Here is a 26138-nt window from a genome sequence, read left to right on the forward strand (position 1 = left end):
AGTCACGATTGACGAAGCTTGCGCTTCATTCGTTTTTGTATTCCGTAGAATACGATTTTTGCCTCATCGTTCAGTTTTCAAAGTTCGTCTGCCGCCTTAGCGACTTTAATAGATTAACAGGTTGTTTTGATTATGTCAACCATGCTTTTTAAAAAACTTTTCAGCCCCAACGAACCGTTTATAAAAGGCGTCTCGCTGGAACATTTATTAATATAACAACAAAATTCGACAAACACAAGCATTATTTCAAAAAAACTTTGCAAAGAGTTTAAATCCTCTTCGCAAAGTCTTTACCTTCTTAACATGGCTCCTACTGTAAACGCGATATTCGCTGGGCGTTCTGCTAACCGTCTCATCAAATACGTATACCAGTCCACACCATGCGGAACGTAAATAACGACACGATAACCTTGTCGAACTAACTCTTGTTGTCGTTTCGGTCGCATGCCTTGAAGCATTTGAAATTCAAACCGTGATGGATCAATCTGTTTCATTTGAGTAAAGTCAATGATTTGCTGAATGATCTGTTCATCATGTGTCGCGATTTGCGTGTAGTTCCCATTTAACAAATTGACTTTTACTAATTGAAGGTATGTCTCATCGACTGTCTTCTTCGGTTGAATATAGAGTTCATCGTCTCCATCGTATGCCCCTTTGACGATACGTACTGTTGCCTGAAGACGTTCTAGATCAAAACGACTACGGAATACATTTGCCTGTAGCGCAATTCCGACGTTTGGATAATGTTCATGTACGCGTTCGAAGACTCGGACGATCGACTCGACCATCATCGCTTCTTCCATATTGACTGTTACGCGCATGTTTTGTTGATCTGCAACTTCTGCAATACGTCTCAACTGTTGATAGGCGATATCCGGATCAATTCTTAATCCAACCGATGTCAGCTTTAGCGATACTTGTGCATCTAGATCATGTTCTTTGATTTGCCCGATGACTTTAATACATTCATTTGCGATGTCTATCGCGTCCTGCTCCATCTCGATGAACTCTCCTAGACAATCCACCGTAGCGGCTCGTCCATCTTGATTAAATTGTTTCACGGTATCGAGTGTCTCTTCTGCGCCCTGTCCTCCGACGAATAATGTTCCACCAAGCGGCAATCCGACTTTTCTCGCTAATTGAATCAGTAACCTATTCTCAGCCAAGTACTCAAATACAGGTCCAGTAATCTGCTGTAACATCTGAATCACCCTCTCTCTTCTTCCTTACCCTCTCCCAATAAAAAAAACGTCTTTCTTCTATATAGAAGAAAGACGCAGTTTGGATTAATGCAACCAGATGAAGTAACCGAGGAAACCGAGTGATAATACATACATAATCGGATGCACTTCTTTTGCTCGTCCTTTCGCGATCATCGTGACCGGATAGAAGAGGAAACCGAATGCAATCCCTGTTGCGATTGAATACGTTAACGGCATCATGATGACGGTCAAGAACGCGGGAACCGCATACTCGAATTTTTTCCAATCGATCTGGAGCAATGAAGCTGCCATCAACACACCGACGATGATTAATGCAGGTGCCGTGACCGGCGCTGTGATGATTGCGAGCAATGGCGAGAAGAATAAAGCAAGACCGAAGAACAATGCTGTGACGATTGCCGTCATACCTGAACGACCACCTGCTGCGACCCCTGCACTGGATTCAACGTAAGAAACCGTTGTTGATGTTCCAAGAATCGAACCTGCTACCGTCGCTGTTGAGTCAGCGATTAATGCGCGACCAGCACGCGGTACTTTATTTTCTTTAATCAGACCAGCTTGGTTTGCTACTGCAACCAACGTACCTGCTGTATCGAAAAAATCAACGAAGAAGAAAGTCAGGATGACGATCATCATTTGAACCGTGAAGATTTCATCAAAGTGGAGGAATGCCTGTCCAAATGTTGGCGCGATACTCGGTGGTGCTGAAACAATCTCACCAAGACTTGTTGGGACTGGAATCAAACCGAAGATCATTCCAGCAATCGCCGTCACGATCATCCCGAAGAAGATTGCACCTTTGACACCACGTGTCATCAAGATCGCTGATACGAAAAGACCAAATACCGCGAGAAGTGTTGTTCCTTTACTTAAATCACCGAGTGAAACGAGTGTCGCTTCATTCGCAACGACGAGACCACCTGTTTTTAAACCGATGAATGCAATGAACAATCCGATACCTGCTGCAACAGCCATTTTCAACGGTTCTGGGATTGCGTTGATGATGACCTCACGAATACCTGAAGCCGTCAATACCATGAAGACAAGACCTGAGACGAGAACGCCTGAGAGTGCAGTTTGCCACGGAATACCCATTCCGATGACGACACTATAGGCGAAGAAAGCATTTAGTCCCATACCTGGTGCAAGCGCGATTGGATAGTTCGCCAGTAACCCCATCGTGATGGAACCAACCATTGCGACGAGCGCCGTCGCTCCGAAGACCGCTCCTGCATCCATTCCCGCGTCCGCTAATGTGTTTGGATTGACGAACAGGATGTACGCCATCGCAAAGAATGTCGTCATGCCGGCGATGAACTCTGTACGCATGTTCGTACCAAGCCCATTGAAATCAAAGAAACGCGCAATCGCATTTTCTTTTGCTTTCGGTTGGTGTGGCTGTTTCAATTGTGTGCTCATGATTGCCTTCCTTCCAAATAAGCCGTCTCCTTGAAAACAAAAAACGGCTCTTACCTAAGCGGTAAAAGCCGTTTCAATAAGCGCACGATGCTGCGTGTGCGCCGTAGTAGGAACCTTTACGGTGTTCCTGTAGAGACTTCCGGGCCCTATCCCCAGAATTATACGGCATTATTTATGTTTTTTAGTGGTATGAAAAATAAGAACAGACACATCGTAGCACGGTCAAATTCACGGGTCAACCATAAAAGCGAAATTTAACCACTTAATTTATCCGAACGTTCGGTTTTGAAAACGTTTTTTGAAGGCTATTTTACGATTGTTAGAAATTCGCCCTGTCACTGAGCGTATATATTTTTAAAGTAGTCGGATAATAGTCCCTCTCCTTTAAAGCGATCCTCTAAAACGTTTTGGATCTGCTGTAATTCATTTTCACGTGTTCCGTAAGTATTTGAGAGTGACTCGAGATAAGAATACGCATAAATTGGTTCATCTGGACATAGTTCATGAGCACGTCGTAACATGGATGCGCCTTTTTCTTCCCACTCGTTGTACTCTCCAAAATAATAAGGAGTCATCGAAATCATATAACCAAAACACCATAGAAAGTCCTCATGGTTCATAAAATAACGTAAACCATCGTATGTAACTTCCTTTAGTAAAGATACTAATTCCTCAATATCTATATCATTCTCTGTAATTCCTAATGGTCCGTGTTCAAAGATGACGTACCAACAAAAAAAAGCCCAGTCGAATGACTGTTTTGAGATCTTCGGGATGTTGTCTCCAAGAATTCAAAAGATAGCGTTTAGCTTCATTCCATTTTTCTAGTTTTTCTAATTGATCAACTTCAGTCCATGTCTAGTCTATCATAAGGCAGTATCCTTCTTTTCCATTAGATGATGTATTCCATAATACAGGAAGAGTCCACGCATCTCAGCAAACTAAAGCTAAAGTATCTAAATTCGTTGGTTCAGTGTAAAATCGTCCAACAGTTACATGAATTTGATCACAAAAAAACCCCCTTCCATTCACAAATCATGCGAACAAAAGAGAGCTTCATTTTAAAATCAAGTTGTTGAAGGTGAAACAGACTTCCTTTCACCTGTCCCATTTAAAACATTCGTACGAAAAGCTTCATGAGACGAATTCTATCAGCAAGTCTAGTACTTATTCCCACTCTACTGCCAGTTAGACTGTCTAACCTTTGATATAGCGGCTTTTTTAGAGTCAACATACCATTTTGGCGGGGATTTTGGCGGGGTATCTTTTTTTAATGCTTGATTGCCATTAAAAGATATTTTCGTTTTTTCCGCTGTATTAATTTTGATATTACCAGCCATAAGCTCAGCAACATTTTCATCAGCACCACTCCACAAGTAAGCGTAATGCTTTAGTGTAATTTCGGGGCTAGAGTGTCCCAACCTCCGTGATAGAAGTAAAACTGAAACATTAAATTCATTAATCAGATAAGAAGCATTACTATGCCTTAATCCTTTACCTTGAATTTTCTTTACACCTGCAAGAGTAGAATATTCTACCTATCGTTGATTTAATCATTGGTAGACTATCATAAGTGAAGATGAAATCAGTTTCTTTTCCTAATCCAATAGATTCTTGGCGTTTTCGCCAATCTTTTAAAATTTTTATTGTATCAGCATCTATTGAAATTATTCTTTTTCCATCTGCCGTTTTTGTATAAGCATTCCTAACCCAATCTTTACGACTTTTCAACACAAGCATATGATGAACTCTTATACGCTTATTTTTGAAATCTATATCATTCCACCAAAGAGCTGTCCCCTCATTTACTCGAACACCTGTCATATAGTAAAGCCACAACATGACAAAATTCAAATGTTCATAAAAATCGGAGATACAGATTTGAGAAATGATAGATTCAAATTCATTTTTTGTCCAGTAAGGTATAATCGCTTTTCCTTTTGGTATAGGTTTTGCCTTTTTAAAAATATTAAATTCTAAATAGCCCATTTCAACAGCATAATCTAGACTCTTGCGAAACATACCAAATACCAAACTAGCATAGGACTGTGCATATCCCGATCCATTACTTTTTTTATCAGTAAGTAACCAAATACAAAAATTTTGAATATCTTCCATTGTGAAATTTCTTTAAACATTGATAGTTTATAATAATCTCACCCAAAAGTAATCGTTACAATATTAACATTATACTAGAATTTTCTGATTTTTTTATACTAGAAAAAGCTAAATAAATACATATAAAAAGCATCCTCACCATTATGGCAAAGATGCTTTGACAACTATCATCAACCTTAATTAACTATTCAATTTCACAATAATATCATTTATAATCTCTTCAATTTCATCCAAAGAAACTAAATACCATTCTTTAGGATTCTCATTTTTTCCGTTTGCTGTTGGGACAGCAATTTGTATTTGCTTATCTTCAAATCTATGATGAATGACTGTTTCTAGCTGCCGACCACTGAAATTCTGAACTTCCCATGTTGCAACAATTTTCACTGGAGCATATAGGTAAGTAGATTCATTTTCAGCATTAGCAATCCGCTTTTCAACACTTCCACTAGCAAAACCAATCTTATAAAGATTTTTATACTTTGATATTTCAGGATTTGAACTAAGAGATTTGACTACATAAATATATCCAGTAGTTATATATTCAGCAGCTCTTTCTTCAACAGTAGTTTCTCCCATTACATCACTCATTACTTCAGTTACCATTCGACCATGACGAGTTTTATCAAAGAGATTCGATGCAAATGACCTCAACAAAATAGCTTTATTTTCGGTTCCATTTTCATAAATAAGATGAAGCTTTGCGTTACGATAACCATTTTTATCTGTATAATAATCACCTATTGATAGAACATAAAGTAGAATTCCATTATCAATATAAAATTTACCTGGCATAATATTTTTTTCAGTATCTACAGGTATTATTTTTCGAGTGCCATTTGCAACCTCTTTTTGAACAAGTTTAAATAGCGCCTCATATCGTTCAAAATGGCTAGCTCGTTTCCGAACACTGTATTTATCAGCCGCATTGATTGTTCTTTTATATCTCGACAAATCGAGTAGTGAATCAACTTTATCTTTTTTCTCAAAAAGTGTGTCATCATTAAGAATATCGTCAAGAGATTCAGGTGGTTTTATCGAATTTTCTAAAACTGAATTTTTGCTATCAAGCAAATTTAGTTCATCAATCTCAGCTAGCTTCTTTATCATTTCTGGCTTATCACGATAGCCTTTAAGTCTGGAAAATAATTTTCTTTCGGTCATATCCCGAGATTTTTCTGGTTCTTTTCCATCATGATTTTTTATCCATTCGATAATCTCTTGAAATTTTTCAAATTCCGGGTCAATTCGCTTAACCTGTTTCTTAGGAGTTTCAGCTATTAGTTCATCAAAAATTGGATCCGAAAAGATATCATCAAGATTGAGTTTGTCCATCTTGTCTCTCTCTCCTTAATTGCTCCAAACGTAATAAAGCATATGCTAATCTTTGCTCATATTGGTCTGAGCTAGACTTATCAGGAATTCTTCCATTTTCATTTTTAAATTGAACAATTTGAGGATACAACAAAACTAATTCATCTTCAGAAAAAGTAAATTTTATACCATCCATATAATCTTGAATAAATCGTAACGTTGGTGCATCTATCTCTTTTGAAATCACCTCATAAGCACGTTGGAAAGGATTCACTTCATCAATTAAATCAATGGCAATTTCATCAATATTGATAAATTTATTTGCCATTTTGAGGAATTGTTTTCCGCTAGTTCCTTCTTCACGCTCAGCAGATTGAATAACAGATTGTGCAACCAAGTGCTGACGTACCTCCTCAGTCTCTTCATTTGATAAATCAGGGTAGGTATTCATTATTACACGGGGGATAAGTTGTTTGTTAATTACTTTCGCTTCTACACCAGCAGCAATAGCTTGCTGAATTTGGCCGTCTTGTAAAACAGTCGCTTTCAGATCATTCAAATCGTTTTGAATAATACCTTTTGAACGATTAGTACTTGGCTCCTTTAAACCTTTGATAAAAATATCAGCTCCATTTGATTTTTGATTATCATTATCCTTACGCTTAAATTTAAAGGTAGGAGCCAATACAGATTCCATCAAAAGACTTGCAGTGATTGCCTTCATGACATTATTAACTGCAAACATGACCTCATCATCTTGAGCATCTGGTTGAGCAATTAAATTGATAAATTGGGCATGAGTTTTATTTGAACTATCTCGAGTCACGCGACCAATAATTTGCACAATTTCCATTAATGAATTACGATATCCGATTGTTAAAGCATATTCTGCAAAGGGCCAATCAAATCCCTCTTTTGCCATACCAAGTGCAATAATAATATCCAAGTCATCAATTTTAGACATATTTCGAATATATTCTTGAACCTTTTCACGACCACCCTCATTAACTAAATCTGCAATTTTTAATACTCTTCCAGATTCTTCAGTTACTAGCCAAAGTCCTAAATTTCCATCGAATTTTGCATCACCTAATTCTTCAAGAATACGGTCAACTTCATCATATTTATCTTTGGTAGATTCCCCAGAATTTACATTTGGAATATGAATAATTGTTTTCTTTGAAGTATCTAAAACCTCTGAAAGTGCATCCGTATAGCGTCCTCTATAGAAGCTGTAGCCCATGGCAAAGCTCTTTAGATATTTATAACCTTCAAGTTGTTCATAATAAGTATATGTTACTTTATCAAATTTTTGCTCGTCAGCAGGTTTCAAAATCGGGACAGAATCTCCTCGAAAATAGGAGCCAGTCATCGCAACGATATGAGCAGAAGAATTCCCCATAATATTACGCAACGCATTGCCGAGAACAGAATTATCATCTTGTGATATATGGTGAAACTCATCAATGGCAAGTAATACATTATCAAAGTCCGAATCATTTAATTTTTCAAAAGCAAAACGTAAAGTCGCGTGGGTACAAACTATGATATTATCTTCTAAGTTTGTTGAACGTATAAAATCAATGAACCGTGACACTTTACTTTGACTTGTTCCACGGTCTGTGAGATTATTTTTTGGATTAATAACCCAATCAGAAAAAAATCCTAATTTTTCCAATTCTGTAGATTGAAAGGATTTTCCTATAGAACGTTCTGGAACTGCAATAATTGCTTTTTTTATACCTTGATTTGTAAGCTTATCCAAAGCCACAAACATCAAAGCACGTGATTTCCCTGATGCAGGGGGAGCTTTAACTAATAGATATTGTGAAGCACGTTTCTCATAGACACGTGCCTGCATTTCACGCATCCCTAATGCATTTGTATTTTGGCTTTGCCCCGTACCATTATAATTAATTTCAAAAATATTTGATGTCATTTTTTCTCCTCACTTACCATTTCTTGATAAAGTTTCAACAATACACTCAATCGTTCCTCATCAGATTTGAAAGATTCTTGCTTATAAGCACGCTCCACAATACCGTCAATTTTTTTGTGTGCTTCACGTAATCTTGCGTTCATTGGTTTATTCGCACCTCCATAAAGCTCAGCAAGAGTACCCCCTTCTTCTTCACGGACATCTAGCATATCTAAAACAGCTTCTTCAAGGATATTTTTGCGATTTGTTGACAGCTTAGGAATTGGAAAAGTATTATAAACCATTCCTGCAGAATAGCGATAATCTGTTTTCAACCTTCCACCAACTGCGCGAAGCCAAGTCATATGCATACGAGATTCTAAGATTCCAAGTAACCAGATTGGGGCGTCGTATAACACAAATGTTGCATAAGATGGGATTATTTCTGAATCAATAATTGCAATAGGTAGATACTCCCTAGATTCAGAAGAAACTACAGGGATAATGAATCCCTGGCCCTCTTGATATCTAATCTCACCAAATGCATATGGAGTTTTAGCCTGTAGTTTTGTAACTTCTCTTTTACTACTTAATCGATATTCTTTTACTTTTTCAATTCTGTTATTTATAAATGGGATGTTATGTGCAGCAGGTAAATTTTCTTCTGAAATCCATAGGCAATATTTATAAGTTCCATTAATAATGTCGTCAGCACTAACATACTTTTTGAAAAATATTTTTGTTTCAGGAATTTTAGAAACAATTTCTTCATATTCAGATATTGAAAATGTTAAAAATCCACCATCATAAGCACCATTTCCTTTTTGCATTTTAGAGAAGCCAGAAAATTGAACTGTGCTATTTTCAACAAGAATAATTTCCCCAAAACTTAAATAAGGTGTAATATTAGGCACTTCAATACTCTTTTCCTCTGAAAGTAGGTATTTGCTGGAATTATCATCCTTTGAAGCTATCCCAATTATTGCTACAGTTACGCCAGCATTATTACTGGCATTGTTATTCCATTTAAAAGAATTATATGCAAAACAAATCTCTATATTGTAGGAAAGTAGTTTTTTCCATAAAATTGGAACTTGTTCCCCTTGAGTTATCGAGTTCGTTGTTACAAATGCAAATTTATTTTTTGTATTTTCAACGAATTTCACACCTAGTAAAAACCAGGCACTTATATAATCAAGTTTTTTAAATGATTGAACCCCTTGGAAAATGGCACTCATATCCTTTTTATTTTCCTCAGTCTGATTTCTAGATCCTATATAAGGTGGATTCCCCATAATATAAACTTCTTCATTAGTCTCATGAGGAACAACTAGATTCCAATCCATACGTAAGGCATTACCGTGTACGATATTCCCTGATTCTTGAAGTGGTAGAATTCTAGGTTGATAATCTGCTAAAGATTCCATCATTTCTACATTCATTTGATGTTCAGCAATATACAGAGAAAGCCTAGCTACCTCATGTGCGAAATCGTCAAGTTCAATGCCTGAGAATTGGTTTAGCTTAATTTTAGATTGATTAAGTAATTCTCCTTGATAAGCATCCTTTTCATTTAATGCTTCCTGAACTTCACTAATTTTAAGAAGGATTTGGATTTCAAGTCTGCGAAGTTCTTTGTAAGTAATAATCAAAAAGTTTCCTGAACCACAGGCAGGGTCTAAAAACTTAATTTTACTCATTCGCTCAAGCAAGCTGTTCAGTTGTTTAATAATATCTCGTTGTTGTTCACGTCTTTGTTTTTCAGTAATCTCACGTTCAAGATAATCATCAGCTCGATCTGATAAACGTTGATATTCAGTTTGGAGATTATCCAAAAATAGCGGTTTAATGACTTTCAGGATATTAGGTACGCTCGTATAGTGCATACCTGAAACTTGGCGTTCTTCTTTATTTGCAACAGTTTGAATCATTGCCCCTAAAATATCGGGATTGATTTCATTCCAGTTAAGCAATTCACCTGCTTCGATAAGTAGTTTTCGGGTTAAAGTACTGAAATTTAAGTCATGATGTGGTACTTTAAAAAGTTTACCATTAACATATGGAAATTTTTTCAGCCATTCAGGCGTATCGTGTCTTTGGTTTTCAGGCACATCTAAAATTGAAAATAATTCTTTGATGACTGAATTTAGATTACTTCCGTCGATTTCAGTCCTTGTTTTAAGGATATTAGTAAAAGAGCCTTTAGTAATAATTTCTGTATCTTCAGAGAAGTACAAGAAAAGGGAACGAATTAGAAAAAGGTTAAAGGATTTGCCGTCAACTTCCTCTTTTGCAAGCTCCGGATTAATCTTAACCAATTCATCATAAAGTTTTGTGAAACGCTCAGCTGCTTTAATATCTGCCGGATTTTCTTTTTGGTATTCTACTTTCTCAATCCCATTCCATGCAAGAAAAAACTCTGCAAAAGTTGGCAAATCTTCAAAGTGAATAGCTAGTGAATCATTTGTTTTTGTATCTTTTGCATAAAGCATTTCAAAATCAGTTGTGATAAGGTAGCGAGGCTTTTGATTTTGAGGTAATATTTCCTGCTCGATTTCATCAATAGCTTGCAGTGGGTCGTTTTCAACTTTTCGATAACGAACTTTATTACGTATCAAAAAATCTCCCTCACTTGATCTAGCACGTGTGATACTTGTTTTAGGAATATCAAAAAGTCCTAAAAGTTCTTCAATAAAAGTCTCTTCATTTAAATTTTCAATTATTATTTTAACTCTATCTTCAATTTCTGTGATAGATAATAAATTTTTCTTTGGCATTTGATTTACATTCCTTTACTCAGCTAGTATTAATACTATTATAGCAAATTTATAAGTTATCCTAGTATTGATAGCAGGGCTAGTAAAATTATATTCAGAGATAACAAAAAATGCTTTTATCACTAAATGATAAAAGCATTTTCTTACATACCCAGTTTTGGCGGGGATTCTGGCGGGGAACCAATTTAATTTAACTTTAATTAACCCTCCTATAACTCGTAAACCCCCATGAAATCAGCATAAAAACTTCAATTTTATTTTATTTATTACTCCCACTCAATCGTTGACGGTGGTTTCGACGTCACATCGTACAGGACGCGGTTAACGTTCTGGACTTCGTTGACGATCCGAACCGAGATTTTCTCTAACACGTCCCATGGGATACGTGCCCAGTCTGATGTCATTCCGTCAATTGACGTGACAGCGCGGATTCCGACCGCATAGTCGTATGTCCGCTCATCGCCCATGACACCAACCGATCGGATTGGAGGAAGGACTGTGAAGTATTGCCAGATTTCGCGCTCGAGTCCTGCTTTTTTGATTTCATCGCGAAGAATGAAATCAGATTCGCGAACGATTTCGAGTTTCTCATCTGTGATTTCACCGAGGACACGAATCCCGAGACCTGGTCCTGGGAACGGCTGACGCCACACGATTTCATCGGAAAGACCGAGTTCTTTCCCGAGTTCACGGACTTCATCCTTGAACAACGTGTTGATCGGCTCGATCAATTCAAACTGCATGTCTTCCGGCAGTCCACCGACGTTGTGGTGTGATTTGATCGTTTGTGCCGTATCCGTACCACTCTCGATGATATCCGTATAGAGCGTACCTTGCGCAAGGAAGTCCATGTCCGTCAGCTTCGAAGCTTCTTCGTCGAAGACGTAGACGAACTCGTTGCCGATGATTTTACGTTTCTGCTCTGGATCCGAGACACCGCGGAGTTTGTCGAGGAAACGGTCCTGGGCATCAATCTTGATGACGTTCATGTGGAAGTGATCCGCGAATGTCTTCATGACGCTTTCCGCTTCACCCTTACGCAGTAAACCATGATCAACGAACATACATGTCAATTGATCACCGATTGCTTTGTGGATCAAGGCTGCGACGACAGACGAGTCGACACCACCAGAAAGTGCACAGAGGACTTTTTTATCGCCGACTTGTTCTTGAATCTTCGCTACTTCGATTTCGATGAAGTTCTCCATCGACCAATCGCCTGCACATTTACAGACTTCAAAGAGGAAGTTCTTGAGCAATTCTTTTCCGAAGACCGTATGGTTCACTTCCGGGTGATACTGCACACCGTACATTTTCAATTCTTCGTTCTTGATCGAAGCGATCGGACATGACACGTTCGTTCCATCGACGACGAATCCGTTTGGCACAGATGTGACGAGGTCGCTGTGGCTCATCCAGACCGTTTGTTCAAGCGGTAGGTTCGTATACATCGGTGACGGGTCTTGTAACGTCAATGTGGCTTTTCCATATTCACGATGTCCCGCACGTTCTACTGTTCCGCCGAAATGTTGTGACATGAGCTGCATGCCGTAACAGATCCCGAAGATTGGAATACCGAGGTCGAAGATTTCCGGGTCACACCGGTACGCATCCTCTGCGTAGACGCTACGTGGACCACCTGAGAAGATGATACCAGCAGGTGCGATTTCTTTTACTTCTGCTGCAGTGATTTTATGCGAATGCAACTCACTGTAGACACCAAGGTCCCGAATACGACGTGTGATCAATTGATTGTACTGTCCTCCAAAATCGAGGACGAGAATCATTTCCTGGTCCAAATGTGCTTCCAAATCTGTTCCCGCCTTTCTGATTTCATGCGTACCCTATGAAAAAAGCCCACTCTTCGCCCATGGATAAAATGGAAAAAGAGCAGGCCGCTTCACAAAAAAATGTATACGAAGGGTCTGCTCCTTCATAGTCAGGTCGTTTAAGGTGACCCGGTAGAGACTCTCGCGCCATATTCGCGAGTATATACAAAGGAGATTGCATGTGTGTGATTTACGTTGTTCCCATTGTAACTGTATCGTTTCGTAAATATCAACCCTCTACATGACGAATGATATTTTCGAAATATTCACGTTTTTTCTCAGCCGATAGTGATTCTCCACCATAGACCATCCGTTCGTAAGCATCCGTCAACGGTCGCATCGCATACGTCTCGTAGTACCCATCGACTTCGTGAGCGAGTTCCGCAAGCGTCCGACCATCTTGATAATGGAATCCTTTTTTATCAAGACGTCGTAAGAGGTACCGGTACATCCGGCGGAATCCTTCCGGTCGCTCGATTTGTCTTCGGAAGAAGAGAATCGCGAGTGTTCGAATGATTGGTTTTCGGAACAAGTACAGGAATAAGAGAGCAAGTGCCGTCAGGAAGATTGGCCAAAATGGAATTGACTTCTGCTCCGTCTGTCCAGCGCTAGTCGTCTGTTCTTCATCAAGAAGATTTTCTTGCGGACGATTTGGCGTCGTTGTCTCCGTATTATCTTCTGTCTCACGTTGCGGATTTGCTTGTTCCGTCTCATTATCCGTTTCCCGATCGATCGTGTATTGTCCTGCTCCATCGAAACTGACTGTTGGCTCAAGCGGTACCCAGCCTGGTCCTTCGATATACACTTCGACCCACGAGTGCGCATTTTTATTTCGCACTGTATAACTCGTCACGGCAGCTCCGATGACGTCGGATTCGCCTCCCGTGAACCCTTTCACCCAGCGTGCGGGTAACCCGGCTGCCCGTAGCAAAACAGCAGCCGACGTCGAGAAGTTATCACAGTATCCGAGCTTCGTCTCGAATAGGAATTGATCGACGTAATCTTGATTTTCTCCTGGTACGGCAACTTCCTCCGTATTGTATTCAAAGTTCTCTTCTTCGAAATAATTTTCAATCGCCCGTGCTTTGTCCCACGGTGTCTCCTCACCCTCAACGATTTGTTCCGCTAAATCACGGACACGCTGTGGTAAACCATCCGGCAGTTGGAGATACCGCTCTGTTTCATTCTCCGATAAATTGACGGGTTCATCTGTCTGGAGTTGTTCTTCCGTAAAGAGCGGATACGAGTAGTCAATTTGATAATTGCGTTGACGATCCGCCTCGTCTAGATACGATATTTTTTGATTCTCTGGATCAACCAGTACATTTTGTCGTTGTTGATCGACCGAGACCCGGACGTTATCTCCGTTATATGGCACGAACGGTAATTCACGTGCCATCTCAAAAGTCGCTGTTTCCTCACGTGTCTTGACTTCTCGCCCGAAGTGCGAGAAGAAACCCCGTCCATCGATTTCCGGATTCGATTCCGACAGCACCCAGCCTTTGCCGGTATAAATGTCTTTCGTCTCGACTCGCCAGTATCGGTTCCCTTCACTTTCGACCTGGAAGACTTCCCGATCGTCCATCTGGAACGGTCCTCCGAGTTGCTCGTCATTGTTACCGTAGCCAACCTTTTGAATCGCATTCGTCGGCTCTCCTTCACCTTCAAGCCCGGACGTCAAATCGTACCAACTGTCTTGCCATGTCGCATTGATGACAGGACTTTGGACAGCAGCGACGATGACGGCACCCATGATGAATAAGGCACTCAGCGGACGAACGTAAGAAGCGCGTGGTCGTTCGTTGACTTCCGTCGCATAGAGCAATAGCAAGGATAAGATGATCGGATAGAGAATGAATGTCTCTCCCGAGTAATCCGTCCATGTATCACAATAGGCGATGAACCCGATGACTCCGAAGGCAAGCCCGAAGACGAACCCACGATTCGGGAACGTCCGACGCGCGAGATACGCGATCAAAAAACTAATCAATCCGATCGAGAGCGCGAAAGCGGGTCGTCCTGGTAATTCACCATTGATGACGCTCTGAATATCTGAACTGATTTCCGTAAAGATGCCCCATGGTGCTGCTCCCGGCGTCAAAATCAGATAGAACGACAGCAGTAATCCACCGAGACTTCCGAGTAAAAAGTAACGCCGCGATAGATGCGACAACAGCAACGGCAGAAACAGCATCGGTAAGAAGGACCAGAGATGCTCGAACGTCGTCAGTTCGAGAAGTGGTGGCATGAAACAAGTCAGGACGGCTGCCGCGATGGCGTTCCAAATCAAGCGTCGCATCATCGCACTCCCCTCCGTTCTGGTGTATAGACATGAACGGTGGCTTCTTGATTAATCTTCGAAATCCATAGTTCATTGTTCGATTCAAGATCCGGTGTGATGAAAAGGACGTTCCCACTCAATCGAAGTGCTTTTGACGAGTACTCCCATGACTCGATGAACGTCCGTGTCCGACTCGGCTGCGCCGTCATCAGGTAATGCGTCAGTTTCGCTCCTTCAAGAGGTAACGACAACGATTGAACAGCATGTCCGACGAGGTGAATGCGGTAGCTCAGCCGTCGTTTGTTCAACTGATCCGTCGCTTCTGCCAGCATCGAGATGACGCGTTCGAAGGCTTCACCCGCTTCCGTCCCCTCATCAAAGATGATCGTCGTCTCCCGTTCCTGCTCTCGTTCGAACGTTTTCGTCATTAAGCCTTGACGTTTCGCTGTCGCTTTCCAGTCGATCTGATTCATCCGGTCACCACTGACGTATTCCCGGACCCCGACGACAGTAAAGGACGACTGACGAAGATCAAGCGACACAGGGGAGATTCCTCCATCGCCGCGATCCTCCTCATGCGGAAGTTGAACGGCAAGGCGTGCCGGTTCGATCGCAAGATACGTCTCGACCGGAAACATCCGCTTCCGCTTGAACAGACCGAACGGATCTGTAATTTCAACGATACAGCCAGGAATCTGGTACACTCCTCGACGAATCGATGGAATCGTGTAGTCGATGTGCTCTGTCTTTCGGTAGTGGGCACGGAGCGGACGGCTGATATCGAGTTTTTCTTCGCTGAGTTCGTTTGGAATCGCCTCCGTCACCTCGACGGCTCCGACAAGGAACGGGAAACGTCGGCGAACCCGCAAGGAAACCGGGATATCCGTTCCGGCAACGAGCATCTTATTTGAGACTTCGCGCGTCGCCAGTGCCTGCGTGACAGGCCAAACGAGGAAGAGCGTCCAGTAGACGGTCAAACCAGCCATGACATAAAACAGCAAGGAAGCGACATTTCCGCCATCGACGCGCGCATATGTCCATAAGGCAACCGTCGTCAAAAGGAGTACAGCGTAACGCCAACCAATTTGCCACTTCGTCATAGGGACTCCACGTCTTGTTGGATGGGTACAGCAACCTCTTTTTTGATTTGTTCTAAAATCCGTTCAGACGATTGACCGTGATAACGCGCGTCCGCTGTCAAAATCAAGCGGTGTGACAGGACCGGAATCAAGAGATGTTTGACATCATCCGGTAAGACGAAACTGCGTCCTTCCATGTATGCCCATGCTTGCGCGACTTTCATCAAGGCAATCGAAGAACGGGGACTCGCGCCGAGATAAAGTGAACCGTTCGTCCGGGTTGCTTGGACGAGATGGACGATATATTTTTTGACGGGCTGTGAGACATGGACGTTCTTGACTTCTTCTTTCATCTGGAGCAATTGCTCGCGACCAATCACCGCTTCAAGCGTTTCAATTGGTTCATCCCGTTCGAAACGTGTCAGTAGTTTCATTTCCTGGTGGAAATCAGGATAACCCATTTTGACTTTGACGAGAAAACGATCGAGTTGTGCTTCTGGTAACGGATACGTGCCTTCATGTTCAATCGGGTTTTGTGTCGCCATGACGAAAAAGGGATTCGGAAGCGTATGAATCTCACCATCGACGGTGACGTTCGCTTCCGCCATTCCCTCGAGTAAGGCAGATTGAGTTTTTGGTGATGTTCGGTTGATCTCATCGGCTAAGACGATGTTTCCCATTAAAGGACCCGGTCTATATTCGAATTGGCTAGTTTTCTGATTATACATCGATACACCCGTCAAATCTGACGGAAGTAGGTCTGGCGTGAACTGAACACGTTTGAAGGTCAACCCGATCGATCGGCTGAACGCACGGACGAGCATCGTCTTCCCGACTCCCGGTACGTCTTCTAATAGGACGTGACCGCCCGCTAGTAATGCTGCCAATGATTGTGTGATGACATCTTCCTTACCGATGATGACTTTCTCTACGTTGTCGATAATCGCTTGAATCTCCTTAGTGTATGTTCGCATTGTCAGGCCCCTTGCTCTCGTAGTAGTTGAATTTTCTGACTTTTTATATCATCTCATATTCCGATACGCTTTTAAAGAAATACGAGCAGTTTCTAGCACATGAAAAAGGGGGAACGCCGTAGCGTTTCCCCCTTATTTGTTTCAGGAACGAACACATGCCGTGATCCGTTCTTGAACCGTGCAGTTGCACGTAAAACACGAATACATCCGTGTCAATGGACAACGTTCGTCAAGTCCGGTGATCCTCTTCTTTCAGAAGCGACATGCGATCGTTCCCTCTACATTGGTAATCATTCATGTGCATCACCATCCTTTCATATATTGAATATTACCGAATATGTTATAAATGAAACGTCGAATTTTAATTATTTTTTACGATACCGCGCATAAGTCGTCGCGAGCGCGACCGCAAGGACCAGCCCTTTGATGATATTCAACGAATAGTATGGAACAGACAGCATGACGAGACCATTTTCAAGAATCCCGACGAGACAAGCCCCAACAAGTGTGCCAAGCGCATTCGGCTTCCCTTGTCCTGCGAACGACGAGCCGATGAATGCCGCCGCGACCGCTGGCATCAGATAACCGGAACCGGCGTTGATTTGCGACGATCCGACTTGTGACGCAAGCAAAATCCCACCGACCGCAGCAAGTAACCCAGCAATCAGATACGCGAGTGCCCGGTAGCGGTTGACACGAATTCCTGTCAGTCGTGCGGCTTCCGGATTCCCACCGATAATATAGAGAAAACGACCATGTCGCGTATGGCTTAAAAAGACATGAGTCACAGCGACGACGACGAGCATGATGACGATGATCCAAGGTGCCTGGCTGATTTTCGCGAATGCCTCCGGAATCGTGCCGACTGTTGGTGTACCGTCCAAGCGCGGCATTCCGGCACTGATTGAACCACCACCGGTATACGTCATCGCGACACCTTCGACGATAAACATCGTCGCAAGCGTCGCAAACAAATCCGGAATCTTAAACCAGACGATGAGTAAGATGTTCACCAGAGCAACGCTAAGAGATAAGAGAAGTGCTAAACCAATCGAGACACCGAGCGGTAGACTGTACCAGACGAAGAACGAGACGACGAAAGAACTCGCAAGCGTCGCGGTCGACCCGACCGATAAATCAAATCCATTGACCGTCAAAGAAACGGTCAAGCCGATCGCGATAATCGTCACGATGGAAATACTTCGTAAAATATTAATTAAATTCGTCCCTTGTAGGAATGTTGGAGCCGTCGTCGCAAAAAACAGGACGAGGGCAAGGATCGCGAGGACGATCCCCCAGTCGTTCAAGAATCCGAGGACAGGACGTAAACCCTTCCCTCGGTTCGTTTGTTTTGATACTACCTCATTCATCGTTGCCCTCCTCCTGTCGCATACCACAACAAGGTTTCTTCTGATGTGTCCGCCGTCTTCGTTTCATGGACGATCCGTCCATCGAACATGACGTAGATTCGGTCCGTGACGGTCAAAAGTTCATCCCATTCACTCGTCGCGTAAAGGATCCCTTTTTGTTGTTGCGCGAGTCCGTCAATCAGACGATAGATATCTTGTTTGGCTCCGACGTCGACACCTTTTGTCGGTTCGTCCAAGACGAGTACAGAAACATCGGTCAGTAACCATTTTCCGATGGCGACTTTTTGTTGATTCCCACCGGATAGTTGACCTACTTCCTGTTTCACGTCTGCCACTTTAATGCCCAGCTCCTTGACCCATTGCGATGCCTGATTTGCTTCTTTGCGACGATCCATCAGCCCCCAGCGGTTGACGAAATCATGAGCTGCCGCTGCTGTTAGATTTTCTGCGACAGAATCGGCAACAAGAATTCCTTCTTTTCGTCGTTCTTCTGGAACGAGACCGATTCCCGCTTGAATCGCAGCTTGTGGATTGCGAAGGCGATGGGCTTTTCCACCTATCCGAACCTCGCCTTCCTGAAACGGGCGATCACCGAACAATGCTTTGCATAATTCCGTTTTACCAGCACCGACAAGACCCGCGATACCAACGACTTCACCTGCTTGAACCGTCAAGGAGATATCGTGGACGTCCGCATTCGTAGCACTCTCGACGGTCAATACGTTCGTTGCATTTACCCGTGACGTTTTCACAACAGACGTAAGCTGACGCCCGAGCATCTGCTCAACGACAGCTTCCTTCGTGATGTCTGTCAAAAGATGTCGTGAGATGAGTTGACCGTCGCGCATGACCGAGATGGAGTCGCAAATCTCATATAGTTCCTGTAAACGATGCGAGATGAAGATGATCCCAAGCCCTCGTTCGGCTAAACGACGCACGACTGAAAAGAGATGGCTTGTTTCCGCCTGACTGAGAGGTGCCGTTGGTTCATCTAAAATCAAAAAACGGCGTTCTTGGACGAGGGCGCGAGCAATCAGTACGAGTTGCTTTTCAGCAAGCCGCAACTCCTCGACACGTGTCTTGACGGAAATATCCGCCTGTAATGTCGCTAACGCTTCCTTGGCACGCTGTATGTAACGGCGTTGGGATACGAAGCCAGTCATCGTTCCGTCCGTCAACAGATCGAGACAGATATTCTCAGCGACCGTCAAATACGGGACAAGCGCCACATCGACCTCTTGTTGGACGAGGTCGATTCCAATCTGTTTCGCATCACGTGGTGACGTGATGGACAACTCCTTCCCGTCGAGACAGATCGTTCCTTCGTCCGCCGTTTCCGCTCCGGATAAGACTTTCATCAACGTCGACTTACCGGCACCATTCGCACCGACAAGCGCGTGGATTTCACCGGATTTCACTTCAAACGAGACTTGTTTTAAGGCTTGCACTCCTGGAAACGCCAGTGAAATCCCAGTCATCTTCAAGTGATGATTGGTAGACGTCATTGTTTTTTATGGACGTCACGCAACCGGTCCATCCACGGTTCATTGAATTTGTCCGATGTACTCCATCCTTTGATGATCGTATCGAGATTGTACATCGTCGTATCCTGCTTCAACGCCTTCTGCTCCACGAGTTTCGCGTCGAGATCAAAGCTATCTGGTGTCTTCTCGCCAGCGATTTTCTTAGCCAGTAATCGCATGTCCGTTTGTCCAATCAAGAATGGATCCACCGCACTCGTCGAGACCCAGTTACTGCCTTTTTCACGCATCAGGTTGATATCCTGATTCGAGACATCGATCGAGATTAGCGGGATTTCTTGACGTTTATTATCCTTGAGCGATTTGTAAGCCCCTTTTGCGACTTCGTCCCACGCTCCCCAAACCGCATCAATGCTTCCTTTCGGATATTTCGCGAGAATCGCATTCATCTTCGTTGCGATATCCCCTTGGACATCTTGGAAGTTTGTCGGTCCAACCGTCTCAAGCGTTTTGATCTTACCGTCTGCTTCGTACGTCTTATAGATTTCCTGACGACGATCGAGCGGGGCAAAACCTGGTCCGAACCAAAGTTTGATGACACGGACCGGCTTTTTGTCCGTCACCTTCGTCACTTCATCAAGCGATAGCTTCGCGAGTTGATGATCGTTTTGGAATGTTTCCGTCACACCTTTTAACGCCGTTCCTTTTTTCTTCGTGACCGTATCGAACGTCACGACCTTCAGCCCTTTGTCGACCACTGGTTTAATCATGTCATAGGCGTAGTCTTCCTTACCATGCGAGATGATGAGCCCATCATAATCTTGCTGAATCGCTTGCGCGACCAGCTCCTTGAACTTGACGTCGTTACCTTCCGAAATGAACGTGCTGACTTTAAAGCCAAGCGCTTCGCCTTCACTTCGTGCGCCATCAAGGAATTGTTTCGTATGGTCGTCCGATGCTAGGTTGCGGATGACGGCGATCTTGACGTCCGATTGAACCCCTTTTGGTACATCCTTGACGACCTTCGTCGTCGTGGCTTCTCCATTCGCACAAGCCGCTAGTAACAGTGCCGGTGCTAGGACGGCGTAAGCTAGTTTTTTCATGACATATCTCCTTATCCGAGGGGTTGAAGCCCTGTTAATTGTTCAATCGTTTCTTCATTCGGTTGCGTGATGACACCAAGTTCGGTAATGATGCCCGTGATCAATGTGTGTGGTGTGACATCAAACGCCGGGTTGAAGACAGCGACGCCTTCCGGTGCTGTCGCGACACCTTGGACAGTCGTCACTTCCTGCGGATCACGTTCTTCGATTTCGATCGCGTCTCCGGAAACGAGCGAGAAGTCGAACGTCGAGAGCGGTGCTGCGACGTAAAACGGAATACCAAAAGCTTGCGCGAGCAATGCCAATTGGAACGTCCCGATTTTATTCGCGGTATCTCCGTTTCGTGTAATGCGGTCGGCACCGACGATGATCGCATCGATCTGTTTTTCTTTCAGCGTATGGGCGACCATGTTGTCCGTAATTAACGTGACATCGATGCCGGCACGTTGCAGCTCCCATGTCGTCAATCGTGCTCCCTGCAGTAACGGTCGCGTCTCACTCGCAAAAACGGATAATTCGATGCCGCGTTCTTTTGCGATGTAGAACGGCGCAAGTGCCGTTCCATAAGCAGCGGTCGCAATCGATCCAGCATTACAAATCGTTAGGATCCGGTCGCCTGACTGGAACAATTCCAGTGCATGAATCCCGATTTGACGTGACGTCTGCGCATCCTGGTCGTATAAGGCGACCGTCCGTTTTTCCAACCGTTCGCGAATCTCTTCTACCGACGTCCCGTCTTGAATGATTGGATTCAATTGATCGAGGACATTTCGCAAGTTGACGGCCGTCGGTCGTGTCGCGAGTAACGTCGCCGATGTCTCAAGCAAGGCTTGCTTGTAGACCGGAAGCGCCGCTTCAAACCGGTATGCTTCTTGAACGAGCACGAATCCACCGAATAAGCTGATCGCAGGTGCGCCTCGAACGCGCAGTTGCTTAATCGCCTCAACCGCTTGCGCGAGATCAGCAATGACTTCATAGTGCTCTTCTTGCGGTAGACGTGTCTGATCGAGAATCGTCAAGATACGATCTTCGTAACGGATACTTTGAACGAATGTAGTCATCGGCTGAGTTCCTCCGTTACGTCAAAGTTTCGTAAATCATCGAATGTCCGGCATTCTGTACGGCGTTTGATTAACGCCGCTCCTAGACGAAGAGCGTGACGTTTCCGCTCTAAGCGTTCCGTCGTTGAATCGATTGATTCTAAATCAGCGACCGGTGCAAGACCAATCGTCCGCCGAATCAATTCGCAACCGGCAAAGCCAAGGGCATCCTGCAAGATCGTGCTCAATACATCGTCGACGAGCCCCGATGTCCGGAATGGTTCGACGGCTTCCCGTTCCCATAATGCACGGAACGTTGAAGCGAACGTCAGCCAGAACGTATCGATATCCTTGATTCGGGCGTCACGTCGTGTAGGGTAATCCGGATATGCTGCGAAGAATAGATGCGCAATGAACTGCCCGACATCGAATCCGAATGGACCATAAAAGGCGAATTCTGGATCGATGACTTTCGTTTCCGTCGCCGAGGCGAAGATGCTGCCTGTATGTAGATCGCCGTGCAGCAATGCATCTCCTTTCGTGATGAAGAGCGCTTCGAGTTTTGCGACTTCGCGTTTCAACTCATCGTCTGCCCATAGACGTGCCACCTCTTCTTCGAGTCCGGCTTCAATCTCGTTCGTTTCCGCGTCATGAAACGGATCCGTGAAGATTAATTTTTCCGTGATGTCGCACAAGTCTGGATTGTAGTACGTTCGGGCGACACGTTTCTTTTCAACCGGACCAAGTGCAAAGTCCGATGTATGGAATAACGTCCGAGCGAGATAAGAACCGATATGTTCCGCAAGCAACGGATACTGTTCACCTGCGAGTAAACCGCTTCGAACGATCGTCAGATGTGAAAGATCTTCCATGACCGTATACGCCTCTTCATGACTAGCATGAAAAACACGCGGCACGAACGGTACGGCATGCCGTGCGAATTCACGGAGTGCGGATTGCTCGATCCACGCTCGTTCGAGCGATAACGGCCAGCTCTCCCCGACGACCTTCGCATATGGTAATGCTTGTTTTAAAATCAAGCGATGTTCGCCTTCTCGAATCCGAAAGACGAGGTTGAGGTTCCCGTCGCCAATCTCTTCTGCTTCGACAGTTCCGTCGCCGATCAGTCCTAATGTCCGAACACGATCAATCGCGTCCTGTTCTGTGAATGCTTTATATGTCATCTCAGTTTCCCCCTATGTGATACACGAAAAAGCGCCTCTTTTCGTCATCGAAAAGAGGCGCAGAAAAGTCACTGCGTCCTCTTATCTCTCAGACGAAACGTCTGTTGGATGTAGCACCGTGCCTAGTGGTCGGTTGCTGCGGCGTCATCGGGCCAATTCCCTCTGCCAACTCGCGATAAGAGTCGTATGTAGTTGTCGTGTGTGATATTGATTTGAATCTTACGCAATCGACTTCCTCGCTGTCAAATCGAAATCAAGCAGAAACGGATATCATTTTTATGCCATCTATAGAAAGAGTATTTTCAAAAAAATAAATTTTCTAAAAATAGTTTGACAAGTAGCGATTCTCATGTAAAAATTGCAATTAGATTTCACAATTTCATCCAATTCTTATCAAGAGCAGACGGAGGGACAAGCCCTACGATGTCGCAGCAACCGACCTTTTGGCACGGTGCTAATTCTTGCAGCTACTAAGCTGACAGATAAGAGTCCACGTTCGAATCATTCATGGTCTCTTGTCGCTGACGAGAGACCATTTTTTTGTTGAAGGAGGAAAGACATGGCTTATATCACTGCTACTTATCAATTGACTGCCCGTGATCGACTCGAGCAACGCGCTGAACAACTCGCGCTTGGTCTGACAGTCGGTTCTTGGACGGAACTGAATCATCTCGAACAACAACAACTCGCCTCGTTCAAAGGGGAAGTCGTACATACCGAAGAGCGCGATGGCAAAGGATATATCACGATTCGTTACCCGGAACATAACGTATCGCGCGACTTTTCTGCGATTCTAACGACCGTCTTCGGGAAACTCTCACTCGACGGTGAAATCAAACTAACGGAATTGCTATTACCCGATACATTTACGTCGGACTTTCCAGGTGCGAAATTCGGGATCGAAGGGGTCCGCTCCTTGATTGGTGTCGAAGATCGCCCATTATTAATGAGCATCTTCAAAGGAGTCATCGGACGGGATTTATCGTTCCTTCGTGATCAACTCGAAGGACAACTCGCTGGTGGGATTGACCTCGTCAAAGACGATGAGATCCTATACGACAATCCGTTGACACCGACGATTGACCGGGCACGAATCGGACGTGAGGTCATCGATGCTCACTTCCACCGGACCGGTAAACGTGCGTTATATGCGATCACACTCAGTGGTCCCGTCTTTACGCTCAAGGATCAAGCCAAGCGATTGATTGATGCTGGAGCGACTGCTTTCTTGCTGAATACCTTCACATACGGACTCGACGTCTTACGCGAACTGGCGAGTGATCCGGAAATCAACGTTCCGATCTTCAATCATCCAGCATATAGCGGTGCGTTGATTGCTAGCCCGAATCACGGAGTCGCTGCCCCTGTCTTACTCGGCACATTACCGCGTGCTGCTGGAGCAGACTTGACGCTATTCCCGTCTCCTTACGGCAATGTCGCTTTGCCAAAGGATGTCGCCCGTGGCATCGCGGTCGAAGCGACCCGTCTCGGTCAGACGAAATCGATCTTCCCGGTTCCTTCAGCTGGTATTCATCCTGGACTCGTCGCTCAACTCGTACGGGACTTCGGTATCGATTCCGTCATCAACGCCGGCGGCGGCGTACATGGTCATCCGCAAGGTGCTGCGGCTGGTGTCATTGCTTTCCGTCAGGCACTCGATGCGGCACTCGCAAATGAATCCCTATCGGCGGCAGCATCGCGTCATGAAGAATTACGGATCGCCCTCGACGCTTGGGGGATCAAGTCATGACCGTACGGATTCTTTGTGACTTCGACGGTACGGTGACGACGCAAGATAATATCATCGCACTCATGCAACAATTTGCGCCAGCGAGTGACTTCGAACCGTTGAAACGCGGCGTACTCGACCGGACGCTATCGATTCAGAGTGGTGTCGGGCAAATGTTCGCACTTCTGCCGTCTGACGGAAAAACAGCCTATCTTGACTTTTTGTTGGAGCGTGCAGTCATTCGCGACGGATTTTCGGAGTTACTTCAGTACAGTCGTCGTCAAGGAATCGATTTTTCGATCGTCAGCGGTGGAATGGACTTTTTCGTCGAACCGATCTTAGCGCCATTGCTTGAACAAGAACAGATTTACTGTAACGTCGCCGATTTCAGTGGTCCATTCGTCCATATCGATTGGCCAAACACCTGCGATGCCCATTGCACGAACGGGTGCGGCTGTTGTAAAACGTCCGTTGCCCGGGCATTGCGCAAAGACGATGACGTCATCATCGTCATCGGTGACTCGGTGACGGACTTCGAACTCGCGAAACAAGCGGATCGTGTCTATGCCCGTGATTATCTGATCACGTTGTGTGAAGAGAACGATATCGCCTATACACCGTTTGAGACGTTCCACGATATCGTTCATGATTTAACACGAGCGGAGGTGACAACATGACATTCATGCGACGGTATGAAGAGCTACGCGCCATCAAACAAGAGCTTGCGGCGCGCGATTGGTTCCCTGGTACGAGTGGCAATCTCGCCATTCGGACGTCCGGTGTCCCGGTTGAATTCCTTGTGACGGCAAGCGGAAAAGATAAACGGCAGACGACTCCTGACGACTTCGTTCATGTCGATGCGACCGGTCAATTGATTGGTGAGCAATCCGGGCGTCCTTCCGCTGAGACATTGCTCCATGTCGAAGTGTTCAATCGAACGGACGCCGGTTGTTCTCTGCATGTCCATACGATTGCGAACAATGTGATTTCGGAACTCTATGGCGATCAAGGCAGTATCACCTTTTCCGGTCAAGAAATCATCAAGGCACTCGGACACTGGGAAGAGGATGCGACGGTCACGGTACCGATCATTCCGAATCATGCGGACATCCCGACGCTTGCCGTTGCTTTTGCACCTCATGTCACAGCGGATAGTGGTGCCGTCCTGATCCGCAATCACGGGATCACGGTCTGGGCACCGACCGCCTTTGAAGCAAAGAAACACCTCGAAGCCTTCGAGTTTTTATTCAATTACACGTTGACGTTGCAATCATGCCGTCAATCCATTCATTAAAAGGA

General features: G+C 44.4%; 18 protein-coding genes, 1 pseudogene and 4 riboswitches. Of the genes and pseudogenes, 3 read left to right on the plus strand and 16 right to left on the minus strand.

Annotated elements, in window-relative coordinates:
- Positions 1-290 precede the first annotated feature (290 nt).
- From KNQ14_RS13645 to mtnK, 16 genes and pseudogenes are all read right to left on the minus strand, one after another.
- The gene (locus KNQ14_RS13645; RefSeq protein ID WP_214861341.1) at positions 291-1202 is read right to left on the minus strand and encodes a proline dehydrogenase family protein; all 912 of its coding nucleotides are present in this window, start codon (positions 1200-1202) and stop codon (positions 291-293) included.
- A gap of 84 nt (positions 1203-1286) precedes the next feature.
- Positions 1287-2591 (minus strand): NCS2 family permease, encoded by a 1305-nt coding sequence (locus KNQ14_RS13650; RefSeq protein WP_214861478.1) that lies wholly within the window; start codon positions 2589-2591, stop codon positions 1287-1289.
- Positions 2592-2726: 135 nt separating this feature from the next.
- Positions 2727-2828, minus strand: a riboswitch (purine riboswitch).
- A gap of 149 nt (positions 2829-2977) precedes the next feature.
- A complete protein-coding gene (locus KNQ14_RS16815) occupies positions 2978-3262 on the minus strand; it encodes a hypothetical protein (protein WP_251138410.1) in 285 nt (94 codons plus the stop codon).
- 558 nt (positions 3263-3820) lie between these two features.
- Positions 3821-4757: pseudogene (locus tag KNQ14_RS13660) on the minus strand (tyrosine-type recombinase/integrase); the annotation flags it as partial.
- Between the two features lie 183 nt (positions 4758-4940).
- Positions 4941-6095, minus strand: a complete 1155-nt coding sequence (locus KNQ14_RS13665) for a GIY-YIG nuclease family protein (RefSeq protein ID WP_214861343.1) — start codon at positions 6093-6095, stop codon at positions 4941-4943.
- Entirely contained in the window at positions 6076-8013 is a 1938-nt protein-coding gene (locus tag KNQ14_RS13670) for a DEAD/DEAH box helicase (protein ID WP_214861345.1), read from the minus strand. The genes KNQ14_RS13665 and KNQ14_RS13670 overlap by 20 nt, the downstream gene beginning before the upstream one ends.
- On the minus strand, positions 8010-10769 hold the full coding sequence (locus KNQ14_RS13675; RefSeq protein ID WP_214861347.1) for a DNA methyltransferase: 2760 nt from the start codon (positions 10767-10769) through the stop codon (positions 8010-8012). Before KNQ14_RS13675 ends, KNQ14_RS13670 begins: the two co-directional genes overlap by 4 nt.
- Before the next feature lie 266 nt (positions 10770-11035).
- Entirely contained in the window at positions 11036-12556 is a 1521-nt protein-coding gene (guaA, locus tag KNQ14_RS13680; RefSeq protein ID WP_214861480.1) for a glutamine-hydrolyzing GMP synthase, read from the minus strand.
- Positions 12557-12685: 129 nt separating this feature from the next.
- A riboswitch (purine riboswitch) is annotated at positions 12686-12787 on the minus strand.
- 40 nt (positions 12788-12827) lie between these two features.
- Positions 12828-14900: a transglutaminase TgpA family protein gene (locus KNQ14_RS13685; protein ID WP_149426791.1), complete on the minus strand. Its 2073-nt coding sequence runs from the start codon at positions 14898-14900 to the stop codon at positions 12828-12830.
- Positions 14897-15979: a DUF58 domain-containing protein gene (locus tag KNQ14_RS13690; protein ID WP_214861349.1), complete on the minus strand. Its 1083-nt coding sequence runs from the start codon at positions 15977-15979 to the stop codon at positions 14897-14899. The genes KNQ14_RS13685 and KNQ14_RS13690 overlap by 4 nt, the downstream gene beginning before the upstream one ends.
- The gene (locus KNQ14_RS13695; protein WP_023467045.1) at positions 15976-16932 is read right to left on the minus strand and encodes an AAA family ATPase; all 957 of its coding nucleotides are present in this window, start codon (positions 16930-16932) and stop codon (positions 15976-15978) included. Before KNQ14_RS13695 ends, KNQ14_RS13690 begins: the two co-directional genes overlap by 4 nt.
- Positions 16933-17297: 365 nt before the next feature.
- Complete coding sequence (locus KNQ14_RS13700) at positions 17298-18302, minus strand: ABC transporter permease (RefSeq protein WP_029340729.1); 1005 nt, start codon at positions 18300-18302, stop codon at positions 17298-17300.
- Entirely contained in the window at positions 18299-19807 is a 1509-nt protein-coding gene (locus KNQ14_RS13705) for a sugar ABC transporter ATP-binding protein (protein ID WP_214861351.1), read from the minus strand. The genes KNQ14_RS13700 and KNQ14_RS13705 overlap by 4 nt, the downstream gene beginning before the upstream one ends.
- Entirely contained in the window at positions 19804-20886 is a 1083-nt protein-coding gene (locus tag KNQ14_RS13710) for a sugar ABC transporter substrate-binding protein (protein ID WP_214861353.1), read from the minus strand. The genes KNQ14_RS13705 and KNQ14_RS13710 overlap by 4 nt, the downstream gene beginning before the upstream one ends.
- An 11-nt stretch (positions 20887-20897) precedes the next feature.
- Positions 20898-21947: an S-methyl-5-thioribose-1-phosphate isomerase gene (gene mtnA / locus KNQ14_RS13715; RefSeq protein WP_214861355.1), complete on the minus strand. Its 1050-nt coding sequence runs from the start codon at positions 21945-21947 to the stop codon at positions 20898-20900.
- On the minus strand, positions 21944-23110 hold the full coding sequence (gene mtnK, locus KNQ14_RS13720) for an S-methyl-5-thioribose kinase (RefSeq protein WP_214861357.1): 1167 nt from the start codon (positions 23108-23110) through the stop codon (positions 21944-21946). Before mtnK ends, mtnA begins: the two co-directional genes overlap by 4 nt.
- 78 nt (positions 23111-23188) lie before the next feature.
- A riboswitch (SAM riboswitch) is annotated at positions 23189-23292 on the minus strand.
- 205 nt (positions 23293-23497) lie between these two features.
- Positions 23498-23599: riboswitch (SAM riboswitch) on the plus strand.
- Positions 23600-23669: 70 nt separating this feature from the next.
- On the opposite strand from mtnK, the gene KNQ14_RS13725 reads away from it, so the two are divergent.
- The 3 genes from KNQ14_RS13725 to KNQ14_RS13735 are packed head-to-tail and all read left to right on the plus strand — an operon-like array spanning position 23670 to position 26133.
- Positions 23670-24860: a 2,3-diketo-5-methylthiopentyl-1-phosphate enolase gene (locus KNQ14_RS13725; RefSeq protein WP_029340724.1), complete on the plus strand. Its 1191-nt coding sequence runs from the start codon at positions 23670-23672 to the stop codon at positions 24858-24860.
- The gene (locus KNQ14_RS13730; protein WP_214861359.1) at positions 24857-25516 is read left to right on the plus strand and encodes a 2-hydroxy-3-keto-5-methylthiopentenyl-1-phosphate phosphatase; all 660 of its coding nucleotides are present in this window, start codon (positions 24857-24859) and stop codon (positions 25514-25516) included. Before KNQ14_RS13725 ends, KNQ14_RS13730 begins: the two co-directional genes overlap by 4 nt.
- Entirely contained in the window at positions 25513-26133 is a 621-nt protein-coding gene (locus KNQ14_RS13735; protein WP_214861361.1) for a methylthioribulose 1-phosphate dehydratase, read from the plus strand. Before KNQ14_RS13730 ends, KNQ14_RS13735 begins: the two co-directional genes overlap by 4 nt.
- The last annotated feature ends 5 nt before the right edge of the window (positions 26134-26138 follow it).

The sequence above is a fragment of the Exiguobacterium sp. s161 genome (assembly GCF_018619045.1).
GTDB classification, from domain to species: domain Bacteria; phylum Bacillota; class Bacilli; order Exiguobacteriales; family Exiguobacteriaceae; genus Exiguobacterium_A; species Exiguobacterium_A indicum.

What these genes read in the sequence shown, in the direction of transcription:
- KNQ14_RS13710 (WP_214861353.1), bottom strand. Translation starts at nt 20,886, where the DNA reads ATGAAAAAACTAGCTTACGCCGTCCTAGCACCGGCACTGTTACTAGCG.
- KNQ14_RS13695 (WP_023467045.1), bottom strand. Translation starts at nt 16,932, where the DNA reads ATGCGAACATACACTAAGGAGATTCAAGCGATTATCGACAACGTAGAG.
- mtnK (WP_214861357.1), bottom strand. Translation starts at nt 23,110, where the DNA reads ATGACATATAAAGCATTCACAGAACAGGACGCGATTGATCGTGTTCGG.
- guaA (WP_214861480.1), bottom strand. Translation starts at nt 12,556, where the DNA reads ATGATTCTCGTCCTCGATTTTGGAGGACAGTACAATCAATTGATCACA.
- KNQ14_RS13730 (WP_214861359.1), top strand. Translation starts at nt 24,857, where the DNA reads ATGACCGTACGGATTCTTTGTGACTTCGACGGTACGGTGACGACGCAA.
- KNQ14_RS13705 (WP_214861351.1), bottom strand. Translation starts at nt 19,807, where the DNA reads ATGACGTCTACCAATCATCACTTGAAGATGACTGGGATTTCACTGGCG.
- KNQ14_RS13670 (WP_214861345.1), bottom strand. Translation starts at nt 8,013, where the DNA reads ATGACATCAAATATTTTTGAAATTAATTATAATGGTACGGGGCAAAGC.
- KNQ14_RS13690 (WP_214861349.1), bottom strand. Translation starts at nt 15,979, where the DNA reads ATGACGAAGTGGCAAATTGGTTGGCGTTACGCTGTACTCCTTTTGACG.
- KNQ14_RS13645 (WP_214861341.1), bottom strand. Translation starts at nt 1,202, where the DNA reads ATGTTACAGCAGATTACTGGACCTGTATTTGAGTACTTGGCTGAGAAT.
- KNQ14_RS13735 (WP_214861361.1), top strand. Translation starts at nt 25,513, where the DNA reads ATGACATTCATGCGACGGTATGAAGAGCTACGCGCCATCAAACAAGAG.
- KNQ14_RS13665 (WP_214861343.1), bottom strand. Translation starts at nt 6,095, where the DNA reads ATGGACAAACTCAATCTTGATGATATCTTTTCGGATCCAATTTTTGAT.
- mtnA (WP_214861355.1), bottom strand. Translation starts at nt 21,947, where the DNA reads ATGACTACATTCGTTCAAAGTATCCGTTACGAAGATCGTATCTTGACG.
- KNQ14_RS16815 (WP_251138410.1), bottom strand. Translation starts at nt 3,262, where the DNA reads ATGAACCATGAGGACTTTCTATGGTGTTTTGGTTATATGATTTCGATG.
- KNQ14_RS13725 (WP_029340724.1), top strand. Translation starts at nt 23,670, where the DNA reads ATGGCTTATATCACTGCTACTTATCAATTGACTGCCCGTGATCGACTC.
- KNQ14_RS13675 (WP_214861347.1), bottom strand. Translation starts at nt 10,769, where the DNA reads ATGCCAAAGAAAAATTTATTATCTATCACAGAAATTGAAGATAGAGTT.
- KNQ14_RS13685 (WP_149426791.1), bottom strand. Translation starts at nt 14,900, where the DNA reads ATGATGCGACGCTTGATTTGGAACGCCATCGCGGCAGCCGTCCTGACT.
- KNQ14_RS13700 (WP_029340729.1), bottom strand. Translation starts at nt 18,302, where the DNA reads ATGAATGAGGTAGTATCAAAACAAACGAACCGAGGGAAGGGTTTACGT.